The organism is Deinococcus aquatilis DSM 23025, from assembly GCF_000378445.1.
Taxonomy (GTDB): Bacteria; Deinococcota; Deinococci; order Deinococcales; family Deinococcaceae; genus Deinococcus; species Deinococcus aquatilis.
In genome coordinates this window covers 1-18,853 of sequence record NZ_KB899734.1, presented here as the reverse complement: position 1 = coordinate 18,853, position 18,853 = coordinate 1, and the positions used below count along the sequence as shown (strand labels likewise).

General features: G+C 60.1%; 20 protein-coding genes and 1 rRNA gene. 8 read left to right on the top strand and 13 right to left on the bottom strand.

All coding sequences use genetic code 11. The features are described 5' to 3' along the window. Positions 1 to 198 precede the first annotated feature (198 nt). Genes F561_RS0118140 through F561_RS0118130 form a run of 3 tightly spaced genes read left to right on the top strand, consistent with a single transcriptional unit; the run spans position 199 to position 2,877 of the window. Entirely contained in the window at positions 199 to 807 is a 609-nt protein-coding gene (locus F561_RS0118140; RefSeq protein ID WP_019011384.1) for a hypothetical protein, read from the top strand. A 46-nt stretch (positions 808 to 853) separates the two neighbouring features. Continuing rightward, positions 854 to 1,768 (top strand): LptA/OstA family protein, encoded by a 915-nt coding sequence (locus F561_RS0118135; RefSeq protein WP_019011383.1) that lies wholly within the window; start codon positions 854 to 856, stop codon positions 1,766 to 1,768. Between the two features lie 35 nt (positions 1,769 to 1,803). Beyond that, positions 1,804 to 2,877: an LptA/OstA family protein gene (locus F561_RS0118130; RefSeq protein WP_019011382.1), complete on the top strand. Its 1,074-nt coding sequence runs from the start codon at positions 1,804 to 1,806 to the stop codon at positions 2,875 to 2,877. Between the two features lie 97 nt (positions 2,878 to 2,974). On the opposite strand, the gene F561_RS0118125 is transcribed toward F561_RS0118130, so the two are convergent. Beyond that, on the bottom strand, positions 2,975 to 3,436 hold the full coding sequence (locus F561_RS0118125; protein ID WP_019011381.1) for a universal stress protein: 462 nt from the start codon (positions 3,434 to 3,436) through the stop codon (positions 2,975 to 2,977). A 105-nt stretch (positions 3,437 to 3,541) separates the two neighbouring features. Between F561_RS0118125 and F561_RS0118120 the strand changes: the two genes are divergently transcribed. Then, positions 3,542 to 5,017, top strand: coding sequence for an MBL fold metallo-hydrolase RNA specificity domain-containing protein (locus tag F561_RS0118120; protein ID WP_019011380.1), 1,476 nt, complete (start codon positions 3,542 to 3,544; stop codon positions 5,015 to 5,017). 355 nt (positions 5,018 to 5,372) lie between these two features. Here F561_RS0118120 and F561_RS29545 read toward each other — a convergent pair whose 3' ends face one another. Together F561_RS29545 and F561_RS0118110 are read right to left on the bottom strand one after the other, a co-directional pair. Continuing rightward, positions 5,373 to 5,762: a VOC family protein gene (locus F561_RS29545; protein WP_019011379.1), complete on the bottom strand. Its 390-nt coding sequence runs from the start codon at positions 5,760 to 5,762 to the stop codon at positions 5,373 to 5,375. 426 nt (positions 5,763 to 6,188) lie between these two features. Beyond that, entirely contained in the window at positions 6,189 to 6,749 is a 561-nt protein-coding gene (locus F561_RS0118110; protein ID WP_019011378.1) for a 3'-5' exonuclease, read from the bottom strand. A 103-nt stretch (positions 6,750 to 6,852) separates the two neighbouring features. Here F561_RS0118110 and F561_RS0118105 point away from each other — a divergent pair, with 103 nt between their 5' ends. Then, the gene (locus F561_RS0118105; RefSeq protein WP_026299039.1) at positions 6,853 to 7,362 is read left to right on the top strand and encodes a thioredoxin-like domain-containing protein; all 510 of its coding nucleotides are present in this window, start codon (positions 6,853 to 6,855) and stop codon (positions 7,360 to 7,362) included. 48 nt (positions 7,363 to 7,410) lie between these two features. Here the strand turns inward: F561_RS0118105 and F561_RS0118100 are convergent, their stop codons facing one another. From F561_RS0118100 to rpsF, 8 genes are all read right to left on the bottom strand, one after another. Beyond that, positions 7,411 to 8,343: a magnesium transporter CorA family protein gene (locus F561_RS0118100; RefSeq protein WP_019011376.1), complete on the bottom strand. Its 933-nt coding sequence runs from the start codon at positions 8,341 to 8,343 to the stop codon at positions 7,411 to 7,413. 533 nt (positions 8,344 to 8,876) lie between these two features. Continuing rightward, a complete protein-coding gene (gene rny / locus F561_RS0118095) occupies positions 8,877 to 10,565 on the bottom strand; it encodes a ribonuclease Y (protein WP_019011375.1) in 1,689 nt (562 codons plus the stop codon). A gap of 359 nt (positions 10,566 to 10,924) precedes the next feature. Next, positions 10,925 to 11,458 (bottom strand): dienelactone hydrolase family protein, encoded by a 534-nt coding sequence (locus tag F561_RS27350; RefSeq protein WP_245556569.1) that lies wholly within the window; start codon positions 11,456 to 11,458, stop codon positions 10,925 to 10,927. After that, positions 11,391 to 11,705, bottom strand: a complete 315-nt coding sequence (locus tag F561_RS30070; protein ID WP_245556568.1) for a hypothetical protein — start codon at positions 11,703 to 11,705, stop codon at positions 11,391 to 11,393. The genes F561_RS27350 and F561_RS30070 overlap by 68 nt, the downstream gene beginning before the upstream one ends. Positions 11,706 to 11,860: 155 nt before the next feature. Beyond that, entirely contained in the window at positions 11,861 to 12,301 is a 441-nt protein-coding gene (gene rplI, locus F561_RS0118085; protein ID WP_019011373.1) for a 50S ribosomal protein L9, read from the bottom strand. Between the two features lie 11 nt (positions 12,302 to 12,312). Continuing rightward, positions 12,313 to 12,588: a 30S ribosomal protein S18 gene (gene rpsR / locus F561_RS0118080; RefSeq protein ID WP_019011372.1), complete on the bottom strand. Its 276-nt coding sequence runs from the start codon at positions 12,586 to 12,588 to the stop codon at positions 12,313 to 12,315. Positions 12,589 to 12,648: 60 nt separating this feature from the next. Then, on the bottom strand, positions 12,649 to 13,539 hold the full coding sequence (gene ssb / locus F561_RS0118075) for a single-stranded DNA-binding protein (protein ID WP_026299038.1): 891 nt from the start codon (positions 13,537 to 13,539) through the stop codon (positions 12,649 to 12,651). A gap of 151 nt (positions 13,540 to 13,690) precedes the next feature. Then, a complete protein-coding gene (rpsF, locus tag F561_RS0118070) occupies positions 13,691 to 13,999 on the bottom strand; it encodes a 30S ribosomal protein S6 (protein ID WP_019011370.1) in 309 nt (102 codons plus the stop codon). A gap of 155 nt (positions 14,000 to 14,154) precedes the next feature. Between rpsF and F561_RS0118065 the strand changes: the two genes are divergently transcribed. Then, positions 14,155 to 14,736, top strand: a complete 582-nt coding sequence (locus tag F561_RS0118065) for a DinB family protein (protein ID WP_019011369.1) — start codon at positions 14,155 to 14,157, stop codon at positions 14,734 to 14,736. Continuing rightward, positions 14,737 to 15,690 (top strand): GNAT family N-acetyltransferase, encoded by a 954-nt coding sequence (locus F561_RS0118060; protein WP_019011368.1) that lies wholly within the window; start codon positions 14,737 to 14,739, stop codon positions 15,688 to 15,690. It abuts the gene before it with no gap. Positions 15,691 to 15,796: 106 nt separating this feature from the next. Here F561_RS0118060 and F561_RS25935 read toward each other — a convergent pair whose 3' ends face one another. Both F561_RS25935 and prfB read right to left on the bottom strand, forming a co-directional pair. Beyond that, positions 15,797 to 16,792, bottom strand: a complete 996-nt coding sequence (locus F561_RS25935; protein WP_019011367.1) for a serine/threonine-protein kinase — start codon at positions 16,790 to 16,792, stop codon at positions 15,797 to 15,799. 314 nt (positions 16,793 to 17,106) lie between these two features. Further along, positions 17,107 to 18,202, bottom strand: a protein-coding gene (prfB, locus tag F561_RS0118050; RefSeq protein ID WP_211214835.1) for a peptide chain release factor 2 whose coding sequence is annotated in 2 segments (ribosomal slippage) — positions 17,107 to 18,156 and positions 18,158 to 18,202 — 1,095 coding nt in all. Because the reading frame shifts where the segments join, the coding sequence is not laid out codon by codon here. A 539-nt stretch (positions 18,203 to 18,741) separates the two neighbouring features. Here prfB and F561_RS0118045 point away from each other — a divergent pair. Continuing rightward, positions 18,742 to 18,853: ribosomal RNA gene (locus F561_RS0118045) — 16S ribosomal RNA — on the top strand; the annotation flags it as partial.

The window sequence follows — 18,853 nt, the reverse complement described above, 5'->3', positions numbered from 1 at the left end:
TGCTCTGCTTCGCAGCTTTGCCAGTCCGCAGCCAGCCCCCTTGAGGGGAGCACAACAGCCCTTGTCCTCCCCTTAAGGGGGGGCGTTGCGCCAGCAACGGGGGGGTTCACCTTCCAACCCGGAACCACCCCCCCAAGTCTCACCTCCAGTCAGGCTGGCCCCACCACTCTCATGAGGGTCTGACGCTAGAGTGCCTGCGTGTTAAGAGCCGGGTTATGGACGCTGACGGCGCTGGTCCTGTTCGCGCTGGTGTTCGCGTTCCTGCCCAGTGGGAGCCAACCTGGAGCCGGAACAGGGGCGCAGTTGTCGGGTGTGGTCCTGTCGCTGTATCCGGCGCGGGATGAAGGTGCAGTGTGGCGTTTTCAGGCAGCCAAAGTCAGCAGCGACCCCGTAGCGGGCGAAACGCGCCTGAGCGGTTTGTCGGACGGCCAACGCCTGCTGCGCGAAAAGAACAGGGCGGGCATCTACACCGGGCGCGAGACCCTGGACGCCACCCTCACGACCCCTGACCTGACCATCGATAGCCAGGACAATATGACCACCCAGAAGGCCCGCATCACACTGGTGGCCCAGTGCGCCGACTTGGATCTGGCCGGAAACGCCACACAACCGATAAAAATCGAGCAGGGCTACGGCTTTACGGCTCCGCTGGCAATCATAGATTCCCCAGATGTAACGGGCCGTGTAGAAAAACTTCGCATGAGTTTTCAATTCGTCATCGAAGATTCAGATAACGACAACTCCACCTACTCGGCCAATTTGGATGCCACCGAAACCTGCCGAGATGGAAAAAGAGTTCCACTCTAATTCCAGCCTTCTTTTTCAAACCCGACGACACCCAAGGAGCCAGACCATGACCAACTTCACCACCAAGACCGCCAAACTGAACCGTAACCTCCTGCTGATGGGCCTGCTGGGAGTCACGCTGGCCGCAGCTCAGGCAGATACCAACAAGCGCATCATCACGATTCAGGGCGGGCCACGCGGCGACCTGCGAAATGGGCCATTGACCTTCAGTGGCAATCCCGTGAAGGCCACCGTGAGTACCCTGCAAATTCAGGCCACTCAGGCGGTGCTGGCCGCGCCCGCCGGAACCCCTCTGATCGAGGCCAAAGGCAAGCGCAGCGCCAACTTTACGGGCAGCGTACAGGTCACGCGGGGTCGCCTGAGTGCCAAAGGCACTGCTCTGGCCTACAGCGAAACCACCGGGCAGGGCGTGCTGAGCGGCAATGCTAGCGCCACCTTTCAGCCTGCCAGCAAGGAGGACGGCGACACGGTAAGCATCACGGCAGCCCAGATGAGCCTCGACGTAGACAACAACGTCTCGACGAGTACAGGCAATGTGGGCCTGACCAACGGCACCCAGACGGGCAAAGCCGCCAAGCTGATCTTTGACGAAGACCGCGAACTGGCCCAACTGACCGGTAGCCCCAGCCTGACCCGCGCCGCCAAGGGCACCCAGAAAGCGCTGGTCATGACCGGCCAGGAAGTGCGCGTGTTGACCAAGGCCAAGACGCTGTATGTGCGCGGCGGCGTGAAGCTGGTGCAGGGCACACTGACCACCACGGGCGACGCCGTGTTCTACGACGATAAAAAGAACGTGGCTTACGTGGTGGGCAATGCCATCAGCGTGGACAGCAAGAGCAAGGTGACCGTGAAGGCTCCGGCCAGCGGCTACCTCGAACAGCGCACCGATCTGGCCCGTGTACGCGGCCTGAACAGCGCCTACAAGATCCCTGCCGATCAGTTCAAGCTGCGCGGCGAGTAAATGTCGGTGCCCTCTCAACAGGTAAGCTGATGGCTATGAAACGGCTTCCGGCAGCGGGCCTCTGCCTGACCCTCGTGCTGGGGGCCGCCCTGACCTGGGGCGTGAATGTGGGGGCGCAGTCCACAGACCAGGTGCCCACGCCTGCTCCGACAACAGAACCTCAGCCTGTGTCTGATCCCCCGGTCACCCCGGTCACGACCCCCACAGAGGCCGCAGACGAGGCTGAAAATGCCACCCTGGAACTGATCCGCAAAGGAGACGACGGCAAAGAACGCCGTATCCGGGTGGTCCGCACTGGGACGACGGATGCAACGGGCATCTTTACCATCTGCTCGCGGCAGGATGACGAACCCGAAGATGCTCCCAGCCTCGCCGTCTTCAGCGAAACAGGGACAGGCGGGATTCAGATCACCATCGACCAGAACGTGATCCGCGTGCCTCTGGCTTTGGTGACCCAGAAAGACGTTCCCGAGGGTCAGGAAGGCAGTGACGGACGGATCGAGGCCAGTGCCGGAACAGCCCGTTTCCTCGATAATCCACCGGAAGGCAAAACGGATCGCCTGAGCCGCTGCGCTGTGGAAGCCACGCCCGCGCCCACGCAGGGCACGGTACGGGTGACGCAGGGCAAGACGGAATTGACCGGGCAAAAGCTGGTGTACGACGAAACCGATGGCATCGCCCGCATCGACGGCCCGATTGTTTTTTCCCGTGCCAACACCGATGGTCCTCTGACGGGCAGCAGCCAGCGCATAGAGGTCGATGTGGATGCCGAAAAAACGGTCCTGGTGGGTAATGTGACGCTGACCAGCAAGGGGGGACGCGTCAGCAAGGCGGGCCGCGTGGAGTACGACGACGCGGCGAATGTCGCCCGCCTGATTGGAACGCCCGAGCAACCCGCCGAAAGCGTGCAGGGCGGCGATACCCTGCGTGCTGGCGTGATCCTGTACGACCTTGACCGAAATGAGGTGGTGGCCCGCAAAGCAGAAGGGGGCACCATCACGGGTGAGTTTCAGGACGGGGAAGCAAGTCCGGATACGCCAGAGACCGCACCAGCAGAAGTTCCGGTCAGGCCCACGCTGCCCGTGAATCCACCGCAGGAGGAGCCGTAGGGCACAGGGGCAAAGGCTGTAACGGCTGAGGACAGGCTGGAAGAAGGGGTGGGGGAGTCCAACATCGGACAAGCCCCTACCCCTTCTCCCTGTCTTCCTACCGACTCATCCGAACGGTCAAGACTGGAATAGGACTGCGGGCCACCAGCTTTTCTGCCGTACTGCCCAGAAAGAAATGCTCCAGCGAACCTTTGGCGTGCGTACCCACGATCAGCAGCTCTGCACCCCAGTGCTGTGCGGCGTCCAGCAATCCAGTGACCGGGTCGCCGACCAGCAGTTCCGTTTCCTCACCGTCCATCATGAGTTCGTTCAGGCGGCCCGCGTCGGCGTGTTCCATCGTCTGGAGAAGGCTGGGATCGGGCAGGGCCGGGGTCATGCCGCCCATCAGGTCGGGAGTGGCAGTCACGCGGGCGTCGGTGACGTGCAGCAGGCGAATGGCCGCGCCGGGAAAGCGGGTGCGGGCCACATCCAGTGCGTAGCGTGAGGACGGCGAGAAGTCGATTCCCACGGCGATTCGGGCAAAGCCGCTGCTTGGTCTGACGGTGTCTGGTTGAGTCATGCCCTGACCGTACACCCGCGCACCCGCCCAAACCTGAAGGGCGCATAAAGGCCCATTGGAAGTGTGACGGAACGCACGGTCAGACTGGGCCGCTAGACTTGCTCCATGAAAATGCAAAGTCTGGGGGCGGCCTGCACAGTCACGGGCAGCATGCACTTGCTGACGCTCGGCGCACCGGGTGGCGGCACGCGGCAACTGCTGATCGACTGCGGGCTGTTTCAGGGTGGCGAGGACCTGGAAGCCCGCAACCGCGAACCGTTCCCCTTCGACCCGCGTGATCTGGCCGCTGTTGTGCTGACGCACGCGCACCTCGATCATGTGGGCCGCCTGCCGTTGCTGATCAAACAGGGTTTCCGGGGGCCGATCTACTGCACTGCGCCCACCGCAGCACTGGCAGAAACGGTGCTGCTGGACTCGGCCCGCCTTCAGGTGGAAGGCTACCGTCAGGACATTCGCCGCGCCCGCAGGCAGGGCCGGGAAGATGAAGTGCCGCCCCCGCTCTATGAGGAAGAGGACGTTCACCGCACGGTGGCGTTGCTGCGCCCACGGCTCGAATTTGGCGATACCCTGCTGATAGAAGGCATCCGCATCACGCCGCAGCGGGCCGGGCACATTCTGGGCAGCGCGTACCTGCTGATCGAATCGGCGCAGGGCCGCCTGATCATGAGCGGCGACCTCGGCAACCGGGAAAGCGGGCTGCAACTGGACTTTACGCCGCCGCCGGTGGCCGACGCCGTGGTGATCGAAACCACCTATGCCAACCGCACCCACCGCGCCTGGCCGGAGACACTGGCCGAATTTCGTGACGCTCTGCGGGAAAGCGTGCGTCTGGGCGGCAAAATTCTGATTCCCAGCTTTGCCATAGAGCGGGCACAGACCATTCTGTATACCCTCAAAGAGCTGATGGACGCCGGAGAAGTGCCGCGTATACCGGTGTTTCTGGATTCTCCGATGGCGGCGCGGGCCACCCACGAATACTTCGAGTACGGAGACGAACTGATTCCGCCTGTGCGTCAGGCCCTGCAAAACGGCGAAGACCCTTTCCGGCCCAACACTCTGCACGTCGTTCCCACGGCTGCCGAATCACAGCGCATCAACCGCTACGACGGCCCCGCCATCATCCTGGCAGGCAACGGCATGATGACGGGTGGGCGTATCCAGCACCACCTCAAGCACCATCTCTGGAAGCCCAGTACCAGCCTCGTCATCGTCAGCTACCAGTCGCCCAGCAGCCTCGGCGGGCGCATCGTGGAGGGTGCAGAATCGGTGCGGATCATGGGCGAAGATGTGGCGGTTCGGGCCAGGGTGCACACCATCGGTGGCTTCAGCGCCCACGCCGATCAGGATGATCTGCTGGCCTTCCTGAGTACCGCCGGCAAACCGCATGTGTGGCTGGTGCACGGGGAACTGGGTGTGATGGAGGCTTTTGTGCCCGTACTGGACAGGCTTGGCCTGAAGGGAGACATCGTGCCCGACCACCAGCCCGTGGACCTCCTGGGGGCGGGTTTCCCGGCAGGCAGGCCACCCGGATTGCCCGCTGCAGAAGTGCGGGACACACAACGGAGCGCGGGAGGCGAGTAGGTCTTTGAGCTAGAACAGATAGCTGAGGAACGAGGGGTTTGAGAAAAGCGGTGGCTCTTCCCCTCATTCCCCGACCCTTTTCCTCAGGGTATCTGGGACAACTTCAACAGGACGAGCATCTCTTCATCTCTGGAGTCAGCTGCTACCTCCTTGAGCGCCTTCCAGCTCGCAGCTGAGGGTGAGGACCCTCTGTGCGCGGCGACCACGCCATTTCACTGGACATCTCTCAAGGATGTCCATCAGCGTGCACCAGATGTAGGTCAGGGTGAGCAGACAGAGCAGACGTCAAGCTCTCAACGTCCGAAAGCCGCTGCCAGAAATCAATCACCACCTGCGGATCCGTGGCTGCCTCAACTTACCCAGTGGTATGCGAGACGATCTCTATCAAGAAGCCATTGTTGTCGCGCACGTACGCGACCCTTCCCCACGTTTTGTTCTCTGGGGGCTTGACCACCACGGCGCCCGCAGCAACCGCCCGCTCGAAGTCGGCATCAACCGAGTCAGTAACCATGCCCAGTTCAAGGGGTGGCGCAGGCTTGTGCAGGGCTGCCGGTTCAAACGCGACATCAGACAGTGTTTTCACAATGCTACGCGCGGTAAACGCCAGCGTGGTGCTGCCGGTCTTGAGTTCACCGTATTCTCCGGATTCCAGGATCGTCCCGCGTTCAAAGCCAAAGGCCCGCTCGTAAAAGTCAATGGTTTCGTAAACAGACTCGACAAAAAGAGCGGTGTATCCGTACTTCATGGCTGCCTCCAGAGGCGCTGATCCTGTTTGAGAGCGTATTGCGGAGTAAACGAAACGGGTCATCAACGGACTGGCTATGGCAAAGACAACATGGGTGAACTCCTCCACCTGGCTCTTACGGTCATCCGGGAAATGGTCCGGTGAGGCAACGCGCCAGCTGGTGCGGGGTAAGGGCAGACGCATTCTGTTCGTGCGTGTCAGAGGAGATTTTTCAAGTCTATCGGAAAAGTGTCGGGTAAAGAGCTTTTTCCCACCTCCTAGACCCTGATACGGATTCCGTATGATTCCCGTACAGTCGGCCCCTTCGCTAAGACACGGCCACCGCCTGTCCGTCCATCTCCCGGAATCCATATCTTTTCCTACTCGTTCCACTCGGATTAAAGACCAAAAAGCACGGTGTTTAATCGGAATCCGTATGAGACGCCCTCAGCCCACCTTTGCCGTCACCAGCTTCAGCAGTTCTACGTACACCTGCGCCGTCACCGTGGCGTCTTCCAGTGCGTCGTGAGCGGCATAGCTCAGGCCAAAGTGCTTGACCAGTTGGTCCAATGGGGTGCCAACCTTGCGCGGCAGGTGGCCGGAATGCAGCAAAAACTGGGCCACCAACTTGGTATCCACCCGCCCCCGCCGGAAAACCCGGCCCAGATCGGGCAGCAGCGGGGCCAGAAACCGGGTATCGAATTGCAGGTTGTGCCCGCCCAGGATGACCCGGCCCACCTCTGCGGCATAGTCGCGGATGGCCTGTGCTACGGCTTCCGGCGGCTGCGCGGCGGCGTCGTGGGTGATCAGGTCTATGCCGTTCACAGCCATCGCTTCCGGCTCCACGTCATATTGCGCGTGCCGTACGCGCAGATGCAGAGGCCGGGTGATCTCGCCTTCCGGGGTCAGGGTGACCAGACCCACCGTCAGCAGCGGGTGGCGGGATGGGTCGCGGCCCCCCGTCTCGGTGTCTACAAAAATAATCGGTTGGGTCAGGGCGGCCAGCATGGGTCCAGGGTGGCATATCTGGCTGCTGCCCAACGCTTCAGGCACTGCATTCGTGTCCGTGTATTCACATCGCCCCAACTTTTACCCGCTAGGCTGTAGCCTGATGAACCGCACCCGTCTCACCCTGCTGCTCCCCGTCCTTGCTGTCTCTCTTGCTGCCTGCGGAGGCGGCGGGGGGATAGAAGGACTGCAAACCTTCACCTACCCGGCGGGCGATCACCGCAGCGGCTCGCTGGTCTACGCCGAGAATCCGCCCGCAGGCGGCCCACACAATGCCGTGTGGCAAAACTGCGGTGTGTATGCCCAGCCCCTGTACAACGAATACGCCGTACACAGCCTGGAGCACGGCGCGGTCTGGATCACCTACCGCCCTGACCTAGACGCCGCATCGGTGGATCAACTCAAAAAGCTGGTGGACGGCAGGCCCTACACGCTGCTCAGCCCCTTTCCCAATTTGCCTTCCCCCGTGGTGGCAAGCGCGTGGGGCGCACAGGTGAAGGTAGACAAGGCCGACGACAGCCGACTGAAAACCTTTCTGGACAAGTACGAACAGGGTGCGACGGCCCCTGAGCGCGGCGCGGCCTGCTCGGGCGGCTACGGCGGAACGCAGTAGGCGTGTAAGGGTGTGGGCAGAAGGTTCCTACAGCCCACACCCAACGGTCTAGAACACCTTCAATCGGTGGAACAAGAAGGCCAGAGTGGATGCCAGAGCCAGCGCCATTCCCAGGACAATCCACATGCCATATGGATTCTGGGCAAAGGGAATAGGCACGTTCATGCCAAAAATACTGGTCACCAGCGTCGGGATCGCCACCAGAATCGTCGTCACGGTCAGCACTTTGACGACCTGATTTACATTGTTGGAAATCACGCTGGCAAAAGCTCCGGCCATGCTGGTCAAGATGTTGCTGGCGATGCTCGCCATTTCAATAGCCTGCAAGTTCTCGATCAATACGTCATCCAGCAAATCTGAATCTTCCTCGTACATTTCAAAGATCCGGTCACGTTTGACGCGCTCCATCATCGCTTCATTGGCCTTAAGACCGGTCATGAAGTAGACAAGGCTTTTTTCCAACTTCAGCAGGTTCAGAAGTTCGCGGTTTTGCTGCGAATTTTCCAGCTTGTCTTCAATCAGGTCCACGCGTTTGTTGATCTGGCGTACATCAATCAGAAACCGCTGGGCATTGCGGAGAAACAATTGCAGAGTCAGGCGATTTTTCTTGGCCGTGCTGACGCGCCGCACCAAGCCGCTGATGACATCCTTGACCACCGGATTTTCCAGCGCACATACAGTAACCAGGCAGTGATCGGTGTGCAGAATGCCGAGTGGCACAGTGTCGTAAGGAATATCGCTCTCGTCGGGCAGACGGTAGCTGGTCTGCATGATCATCAGCAATTGGCCGTCTTCACGCTCAAAGCGGGAGCGTTCGTCCGGGTCAAGGGGGTACGACAGGTAATCGAGTTCCAACCCGGTTTCGCGGCTGATGCGGGCCAGTTCCTCGGCGGTGGGCGCAGTGGCGTTGATCCAGCAGCCGTCGCTGTAGCTTTCGGCAGTGGTCAGCTTGCCGCCGATAGAGCGGTAATAGGTCAGCATGGGCTGCCGCCGGAGCCTAAAAAAGTGCGGGTAACTGAGATGAAAATCTTTTGTGGCACGTTGTGGGGCACAGCTGGAAGCATGAGCGTCCTCCGGTGGGGTGGGATGGCGTCAAGTTCAAACTGGGCGGTTCGTTGTCCAGAGTTTCGGAATGCACGTCATCACCTCCCTTCCGGTGGGCTGCCTTTTGCGGCTCGGCCTTACCGCCCGCCATGCTAGCTGCATACACGGTAGAGGTGCAAGGGCAGGCCAGGAAAGTCATCCGGGATGGCCGAGAGTATGGATGTGTGCCCCTCTGCCATACAGCAGCCTCAAAACTCTCTTTTCAGAGCAATAAAAAATCCGCCCTGCTCGGACGGTGGTTATTTTCTCTTGATTGAAACGAGTGTACCGTTAGATGCAGAGACCGTCAAGCCCATGCTGACGCTCCAGTAAATCCCGTCCTACACGATAAAAATGCTGAGCCTATATCCAGCTACATGCATAAGGGCGACCAAGTCAGGCCGCCCTGCTGTTCTTCTGTACTTTTGGCTTTAGCGGGCGACCTCTACCGCTCGGCTTTCACGTACCACCGTCACCTGCACCTGTCCGGGGTATTCCATATCCTGTTCGACCCGTCCGGCAATCTCGCGGGCCAGCAAGGTGGCCTGCGCGTCGGTGACTTTTTCGGGCTGCACGATGACGCGTACTTCCCGGCCCGCCTGAATGGCATAAGCCTGTTGCACACCGGGAAACGATACCGCGATCTGCTCAAGTTGCTCCAGGCGGCGCACATACGATTCCAGTTCTTCGCGCCGCGCACCGGGCCTTGCAGCGCTGATGGCATCGGCGGCGGCCACCAACACCGAGTACAGCGTTTCGCCGTTTTCGGGGTCGTGGTGGTGGGCAATGGCGTCGATCACGTCAAAAGGTTCGCCAAAGCGTTTGGCAAGATTGATACCGATTTCGACGTGTGTGCCGTCTATTTCGCGGTCAATACTCTTGCCCACGTCGTGCATCAGTCCAGCGCGGCGTGCCAGTCCGGCATCCAGCCCCAGTTCGTCGGCCATGATCCCGGTCAGGTGGGCCACCTGCACCGAGTGTTTAAGCACATTCTGGCCGTAGCTGGTGCGGAAGTACATCCGGCCCAGCAGTTGCACCAGCCCCGGCTTCAGGCCCACCACGCCAGCCTCAATCGCCGCCTCCTCGCCCTGCGTATGAATGAAGGTTTTCATTTCATCCTGCGCTTTCAGCACCATCTCTTCGATGCGGGTCGGATGGATGCGCCCATCGGCCACCAGTGCATCCAGCACATGCTTGGCAACCTCACGGCGTACCGGATTAAAGCTGCTCAGAATCACGGCTTCGGGCGTGTCGTCAATGATCAGGTCCACGCCGGTCAGGGCTTCAAAGGCCCGGATGTTGCGGCCCTCGCGCCCGATCAGGCGGCCTTTCATGGCGTCGTTGGGAATAGGAACCACACTCACGCTCAGGGCGGCGCTGGTCTCGCTGGCGCTGCGCTGAATGGCCTGTGCGATCACCTGCCGCGCCGTGCGTTTGGCGTCGGATGTGGCACGTTCCAGCATGGTTTTGATTCGCAGGGCTTTTTCTTCTTCCAGCTCGGCATCCAGCCGACCCAGAATGAGGTCGCGGGCCACTTCATGCGTCAGGCCTGCGACCTCATAGAGTTTCAGGTCTACCTGGCGTCCTCGCTCGGCCAGATCGGCCTCCTGACCGGCCAGGACCCGCAACTGACCTTCCAGACGTTCTTCCAACGAGTCCAGCTTGTCGCCTCTGGCATCCAGTTGTTCTGCACGGCGGTTCAGGCGCTCGATCTCACGTTTCAGTTCCTCGCGTTCGCGGCGGTTTTCCTGCCGGTCTGCGGCCAGTGATTCCCGTTCCCTTGCCGAATCCTGTTTGATCTGAGCGCGTTCGGCATCTAATCCAGCCCGCAACCCAGTAAGTTGTTCGCGCCTCGCGGCTTCCTGTGCCGCCTGAGCTGCTTCACGTTCGTTGGCTTCCTGAATTCGTTTGCTGGCGTCCTGTCTGGACTGGTCTGCCTGCTCGCGCACCTGCCGGGCCTCTGTCTCTGCTTGCCCCCGAATGCGTTCTGCTTCTGCACGCGCTTCCCGCAACAGCCTGTCGTCGATCTCGGCCCGTTCTTTCAGGCCGCGTGACTGCCCCGCGAAAAACCCGCCGACCAATCCCCCCAAGAGCGCCAAAATGACGTACAGCATGGTCATGACGGCTCCTTTTGTCCTTTGTTCATTGGATGATGTATGAGGCGTCAGTTGCTGGCTGGCTCCCGTCTACACCATATGAAAAGTGATGAGGGTGGAACTGTTGTGATTGCTCTGGCGTCCGGCCCAACAGAATCGGGCCTGAGCCAACGCGAATCGTTCGCATCAGAAGTGCCTCAAGAACAAGGTGCATTCAGACAGAAACGTTTCGCCCTAGCAGTCTAGCCCCAAAGTCGGCTGACCCCTGCGCTAAACCCGGTTCATTTGTTTATTTGTGTGCAAACAGCAGTCAGGGAAGACCGCCTCTGAGATATGAGCGGCCTTCCCTGCACCGGGATTGTCTTTTGTGTTAGAGAACTCAGTTACCTGAGCGTTTCTCCAAAGTAATTCAGCATGTCGCGCCGGGCATCACGGCTGGCCTGCGTGTTTGCTATGTTGCCTTCCGCCAGAAGGAATCCGTGAGGTTCGCCCTGATACACGCTCAACTTGAAAGACTTGTTGGCCGTGTCCAGTTTCTGGGCGTAGCTGTAGATGGTGGCAACCGGGCTGGCCTGATCCTTGGTGCCGTGAATAATCAGCATGGGCGTGGTCAGATCCCCAATCAGGGCGCTGGGCGTTTGCGGTTTCAGCGCGGTGCCGCCCTGATCAGGAAAGCCGTACCAGGCCACACCCGACTTGAAGGCCTTGATCTGGGGCAGGAGCAGCATGGTGTAGCGTCCGCCCGCGCAAAAGCCGGTCAGACCAACGGCGTTGGCATTCACGTCTGGGCGCAGGGCCAAAGCCTTCAGGCCGTCTTCCACCAATGTTTTGACGGTAGCGTCCGTGGGTTCAGGCTCGAAGGTCTGCCAGCCCAGCGCCAGTGTCACGTATCCGGCGGCGGCCATCTCGTCTACCAACTCGCGGTAACCCGGCTCCAGCCCCCGGAAGGAATGCAGCAGGATGACGGGTAGCCGGGGTGGTCGCGGCAGGCGCGGCCAGATAGCTTTTGTAGGCTTTGCCGCCGCTCTGGATCTCCAGGTCCTGTCCCTCCGATACGGCAACGGTGGTGGGAGGCGTGGCTGTGCTGGGCGTTGTCTGAGCCGAACCCGGCTGAATCAGGGCGAGCGAAATCAGGGCCAATGCAGTCAGCGTGTGCTTGAGCATAGGTGAATCCTCCCAGTTGCCTTTATGTACTGATACCGTACCCAACTTGGTATTCCTGACCTGTCTGTTGCCTCCCAGAATAAGGGAAAGATGAAGCATAACAACAAGCGGGGCCGTCTCCCATGACAGGAAACGGCCCCACTTTGGTATTGGCTTTACTTCTGAGCGTGTACCACGAGCTTCATCGGAATGGTGACTTCCGGGTGGGCGCGGTAAGCAATGTCGTATTCGCCAATTTCCTTGACGGTCTTGGGCATTTCGATCTTGCGGCGGTCCACGTCGAAGCCGAGGCGGTCGAGGGCATCAGCAACGTTTCCGTGTGTGACGGCTCCGTAGACTTTGCCTTCGCCAGCGCGGACGCTGATTTCTACAGCCACACCGTTGAGGCGGCTGGCGAGATCTTCGGCCACGGCCTTCTCCTGCGCCTGAATCTTCTGGCGCGAGCGGAGGCGGGCTTCGAGGCTCTTCATGTTGGTGGTGGTGGCGGGCGTTGCCATTCCCTGAGGAATCAGCCAGTTGCGGGCATAGCCAGCTTTGACTTCTACAACGTCGCCGGTTTTGCCGAGGCGGCCCGGTTCAAGAAGAATAACTTGCATGTCTATTCTCCTTACTTCCGAACCAGTTTCTCGGTATAGGGCAACAGGGCAAGCTGGCGGGCGATTTTAATCGTCTGCGCGATGCGGCGCTGGTGCTTGGCCGAGAGGCCGGTGCGGCGGCGAGGAAGAATTTTGCCCGTGTCACTCACGAAACGGCGCAGCATCTTCACGTCTTTGTAGTCGGTGATTTCCAGTTCGCCAATGGAGAACGGGTCCACCTTGGGCTTGCGGGGGCGCTTAGGCCCCTTGCCGCGCGGTTTGCGATCGGCACTGTTTGACTGCGTCATAGGGATTCCTTGTGATACTCGTTTTTAGAAGCCCCTGCTCGCCACACCCGGAGGTGAGGTTTAAAAAGGCAGGTCTTCTTCTTCCGGCGGAAAATCGTCGAGACCTTGATCAATATCCAAGCCGCCCGAACGGTTCCCCGAATTCGTGGCTCTGCTCGCAGTTGCTGCTTGCGGAGCACGCGCCGTACTGCTCGCGGTCTGAGGGCGAGGTGCGGCGGGGGTGGCTGCGGGACTGCCGGTCACGCCCGCGCCTCGGGACAGGGCTTCGACTCGCGTCGCCTCTATCTTGGTGCTGTTGCGCTTGTTGCCGTCTTTGTCTTGCCATGATTCGTTGACCAGTCGGCCATGCACCAATACCGGATCACCCTTGCGGAGATCTTTCATGGCTTCGGCCAGTTCACGCCAGAGCGTCATGTCGATCCAGTGGGTCTTTTCCTGCTTTTGCCCCTGACGGTCATTCCACGTTTCGTTCACGGCAAGGCCGATTCCGAGTACCGCGTCTCCGGCGGGGGTGTAGCGCAGTTCGGGGTCGCGAACGACGTTCCCGATCATCACCACTTCATTCATGCCGTTTTGCATCCGGACGCCGCCTCCGGCATCCTGTACAAGTTCGGGTGTATAGCCCAGCTGCTCCATGCGGAGTGCTTTGACTTTCACCGCGCTGCGTTTGCCGCCTTCCGGCGCTTCCCACTGGCTGTAATCCAGGCTGCCTTCGACCATCACGGCGTCTCCGCCTTTCAGGTTGCGTTCGGCCTGCCACTCGGCGGGTTTGCCGAGAATAGATACGCGGTGATACCAGGGAAGTTTGCGCTCGCGTCCGTCGGCGCCGACCACATGGTCTTCTCCGGCGACAGTGGCCTCAAAAACCGCCACACCAGTTGGGGTGTAACGCAGTTCGGGGTCACGGGCGAGTGCGCCAATCAGGTAAACATGGTTCATGCCTCGGGCCATAACAGGTGCTCCTTTTTTGCTGGCTGATACGCTGGGCGTACCGTACTGGGGTTTAATGTTGCTGGCTGACCCTGCGCTAAACGAAGCAGGTTGACTTTACTTTAACAAGCCCTGAGCGTTACGTCAATGGCATAATGCCGCCGCGTACAGTTCAGGCTTTCTTCGTCTTCCACTCGGGGCGGTCTTTGACCACCAAGATGCGGCGGACGTGATCGCGCAGGCGCAGGCTAGCAGCAATGTCCTTTTCAGGGTTGCCACTGGCTTTGATGGAGTACATCAGGTAGTAGCCTTCGCGGTCTTTGTTGATGGCGTACGCCAGGCGGCGGTTGCCCACATCGTCGAGGCTGGCGATTTCGGCCCCGGCCCCTTTCAGGGTGGTTTCGATGTACTCCTTCTCGATGGCCACTTGCTCGGCGCTCAGGTTGGGGTTCAGGATCAGGTTCAGATCGTAGGTATTCATGTTTCACCTCCTTGTTGTGCAGGGATTGGCTGGTTGTTGTTCGCAAACACGAATCACCAGACAGCGCAACTCACCACTTTACCAGAGCCGGAGCCAGGATGCCAGAGCCTTGCGGCCTATCTGGTCGGCGCGGGGGCCAGCAAGTAGGCTTGGGCATGACTGAACTTGTGCCAGATGCAGAGCAACACACTCCGGCCACCACTGAAGCCACCACCAATCCGGCTCAGGCCGTGGCCCAAACTGACGCAGATCAGAGCGGCACCTGGGTGGACGGCATTCTGGATATTTTGAAAGAAGCCGTCGAGGGGGGCACTCCCGGTCAGGGCACTGCCTTCTTGGACGGCACCAAAGCCGATGGCAGTGGCAATCATGGCCTCCTTGCCACCCTGGACGGTCTAACGGCGGCGCAGGCCAGTCAGGAGGTCCACGGATCTACCATTGCCGGACACACACTGCACACGGCCTATCACCTGGAAGTGATCGTGCGCTGGGAAAGGGACGGCGACCGGGGGCCGTTCGATTGGAAGGGGAGTTTCGGCAGTGGTCAGGTCACGGATGACGAATGGGACGAAGCCCGCGTGCGTCTGCGCGTTGCCTATGACGCTCTGTGCGCTTTTGCCCGCACACAGGCCACGCAACCTGCCACCGGAGACGCGGTAGGCGGCCTCAGCGGCGGCATGGCCCATGTGGTCTATCACCTTGGCAGCATCCGGCAGATGGTCAAGGCATTGGGCTGAGTGGGCAGGGCCGTTCGCGCCTTTACGCCCGCCGATGCTGAGGCCTGGGCCACGATTCAGAGCGCCGTGACAGGTCAGCCGATCAGTGCCGAGGCTCTGCTGACCGATGAAGCTCGCCGTAACCCGGCCCATTTCAGTCGCCGCTGGGTCGTCGAGGACTCAGGAACCGTCGTTGGGATAGCCCACCTGTATTTCTTTCCCTTCGATCCGCCGGGATTCCTGCATGTGGCCTTGCAGGTTCACCCGTCGGCGCGGGGCAGAGGAGTGGGAAGCGCACTGTGGGGGGCGGTGTCAGCACAGGCCCACGAACACGGCATGGCTCTGGCAGCCAGCGTGGACGACACTGATACCGAAAGCCTCCGCTGGGCCACGCGGCGCGGGTTGGTGCAGCAGGCCCACCGTTTCGCCTCGGAACTTGATCTGATTCACTTCGATGCAGTGGCTCACGCACCTGCTCTGGCAAACGTCACGGCTCAGGGTGTCACTTTTACCGATCTGGCGGGGGCGGATACAGCAACCACCGAGCGCTACCTGAATTTCGTGGCCGATGGCCTGACCCAGACGCCCGATCTGGCTGGTCATCCCCGCTGGCCGCTGGCACAGGTGCGCGAGACACTGCGGCTGGACGGCACGCCTGACTTTCCAGCCCGTCCTGATTGGCTGATTCTGGCCGTGGCTCCCAGTGGGGAGTGGCTCGGCACCACGGCCATGATCGGTTTTCGCACCCGGCCTTTCGTGTACAACGAACTCACTGCCGTGATTCCTGAGGCACGCGGGCGCGGCCTGGCCCTGCCGCTCAAGCTTCAGGCCATTGCACGCGCACAGGCTGAGGGTTACGCGCGGATGCGAACCAACAACCTATCGACCAATGCGCCCATGCTGCGCGTCAATCAACAATTGAGGTTTATGCCGCAGCCAGGACGCTTTGAGATGCACCTGAGCAGATCAGATTGAGGGCGGCGTTTCATCACCCTGTACCCACTGATTTTAATTTTCTCCAAAAGCGTTATTCGGTTGTCCTTTATGCCCTTCTTACATCCCATAACCTACAGCCCAGCTTCTACTTCTTGGCACGCTTGAACGGATTCCAACTTTTGGCCGGAGCTTCCTGCACCTTGGCCGGGGCAGGTACAGAGGGCGTGGGTTGCAGTGGAGCGCGTGCGGTTGCCATGCCGTGTCGTCCGGCGCGTCTGCCTGCTTCCTGTACGGGCGGCGCTTCCTCCAACTCATGAAAATTTTCGTCCTGGGGAGTCTCGCCCATGGCCGTCAGCAGGGCGCGGCGGATGGCGTCGGCAGTGGGGCGGTCATGCGGACGTTTGGCGAGGGCCAGTTCTGCCAGCCGGGAGACGTTGCGTGCCACCTGCGGATTCAGATGAATCAACGGCTGCGGAAAACGGGTCATGTGCGCCACCATCAGTTCTTCGTAGGTATTGCCGACAAAGGGGCGCTGGCCGCACAGCAACTCATACATCATGATGCCGAGGCTGTACACGTCGCTGGCTCCGCTGCTGCCTTCCCCGTGGTAGATCTCCGGGGCCATGTAGTACGGACTGCCGCTGACCTTGCCTCCCTGAGAAGTGAAATAGGTATTTCCCAGGTCTCCCAATGCCGCTCGTCCCTCGCTGACATACACGTTCTGGGTCTTCACATCCTGATGTACCGCACCCAGATGATGCAGGTAGGTCAGCGCGGAGGCGATGTCGGCCAGCAGCCGCATGCTGGCATCCAGCGGCAGCATCCGCCCCGGTTGACGGGTCAGGTGCTCGTTCAGTGCGCCTTCCGGGTAATAGCGAATCGCCAGAAACGAGAGCGGCCCAAACGGAGTGCCCGCGTAGCCCGGCACCAGATGCGGATGCCGGAATTGCAGCGTCAGACGAACCTCGTTGCCAAAGCGTTCGGCAGCGTCATGTACGGCCAGCGTTTCGGCCAGCGGAATCTTGAGGGCCACCTCACGTCCGTCGGCTCCTCTGCCCAGGCGCACAAGCGATGTATTGCCGCGTCCGAGGGCTTGCAGCAAGGTGTAACCGGGAATGGAGATGTAGGTGGGTTCAGTCATAGGGCGGGGGAGAGCAGAATTCAAGGAAAAGCTGTGAAGGGCATTGCGCCTTCAGGAAAACATGCAGAGCTTCGGCACGGTGGCTGGAGTCAGTGTACTGCTCGTTTATCACGTAAGTCTGTCGAACTGACCGAGGAACTTCATGAATGGCTGAATTGGCAACGGGGCGGGCTACCGGAGATGCGCAAAAGCAGAGGCCAGAGCAGAAGATGTCTCCCGCTCTGGCCCAGCTTGTCCGTTCTCTGGTGTACCAGTCCTGCTTACTGCCGCTCCCGTGCTACATGGAGTGATCTGGCAGCAGTTTATTCGTCTTCTTATTCGTCGTCTGTGCCTTCCTCAGCGACCCGTTTCCCGGCCATCCATTCCAGTCCGGCCCACATCAGGTCGTCCAGATCGCCGTCCAGCACGTCGCTGGGGTTGTGCTTCATCAGGCCCGTGCGGTGGTCTTTGATGTACTGCTTGTCCAGCACGTAGGAGCGGATTTGCGATCCCCACTCGATTTTCTTCTGTTCGCCGCGAGCTTTGGCTTCTTCCGCTTCGCGTTTCTTGATCTCAATGTCATAGAGACGCTGTTTCAAAATTTGCAGGGCGATGTCGTGGTTCTTGATCTGAGAACGCGTGACCTGAGAAGCCACCGCGATCCCCGTGGGCAAGTGTGTCAGGCGCACAGCAGAGTCGGTGGTGTTTACGCCCTGACCGCCCGCACCCTGCGACCTGAACACGTCGCGGCGCAGATCGCTGACCGGGATATGGATGTTGATTTCCTCTTCCGGCACTTCTGCCACTACATCTACAGAAGCAAAAGAGGTATGACGGCGATTGTTGCTGTCGAAGGGCGACACGCGTACCAGGCGGTGAACACCGTGTTCGGGGGCCATCATACCGTAAGCCTTTTCGCCCCGAATAATAAATTCGGAACTCAGCACCCCTGCCTGCTCGCCGTCTTGCTGATCGATCAGTTCGACCTTAAAGCCGCGCCGCTCGCCCCAACGCATGAACATCCGCGACAGCATCCCGGCCCAGTCCTGAGATTCGGTGCCGCCTGCACCGCTCTTGACGCGCACGATGGCCGAAGTATCGGCGTGTTTCATCGTAAACAGCGTCTCGCGGTACAGGTCATCTACCCGCGCCTGAATGCTGGCCTGCTCTTCGGCCAACATTTCCAGTTCTTCGGCGTCGGCCATCTCCAGCATTTCGCTGAGGCCCTCTGCGTCCGATTGCAGGCTCTGGTAGCCGTCTACGATGCGGCGCACCGTACCTGCTTCCTGGGTTACCTGCCGCGCCCGAGCCGAATCGTTCCAGAGTTCCGGATCGGCCAGTTCCCGGTCCAGCTCGTTTAATCTGCGTGCTTTGCCGGGAATGTCAAAGGTACTCCCGGAGCGACGCCAGTTTTTCTAGTAAGTCCTGCATAAGCGTGCCTCCCTTCCGCGCCGCTCTGTTGATCAGGAGCGCGGGTACTGCCACCACCGAGTATAAGGACGGCGGCCACTGAAACGCAGTGAGCGCGTCGAGCTAAGGCAGGGTGCTTAGGTGAAGAGTGCTTAGGTAAATTGCGGTGTTGTTCTTCCTTATGCCTTCGTACAGCTCAGCATCTTCAGCTCACCGATCAGAGCCAAAGGCGTCTGGGTCAGTGTTTTTCCAGGATGGCAAGCAGCAGGCGGGGAGCACGTAGAAGGTCTGCTCGGGGAGGGGGTTGACAGAAGGAGGCTTGGCCTGTAATCTTTCTGAGCCTCAAGAGAGGCGGGACGCATGAAAAGTGAAGAGCATACGAGAACAGGGTTGCCTGACAGGGCAATTTCAGCGGGTTGGCAGGAATGCTGATCTCCAGACTGAAGCAAGGCGGAGACGCCAAATGAAGAACTTCCTTGGAAGTTCGCAAATCGACCATGCGACCTGTTGCATGGACAAACTGATCATTACAGCTTCTTTGGAAGCTGCACTGAATCCACTTTTTGGAGAGTTTGATCCTGGCTCAGGGTGAACGCTGGCGGCGTGCTTAAGACATGCAAGTCGAACGAGGGTCTTCGGACCCTAGTGGCGCACGGGTGAGTAACGCGTAAC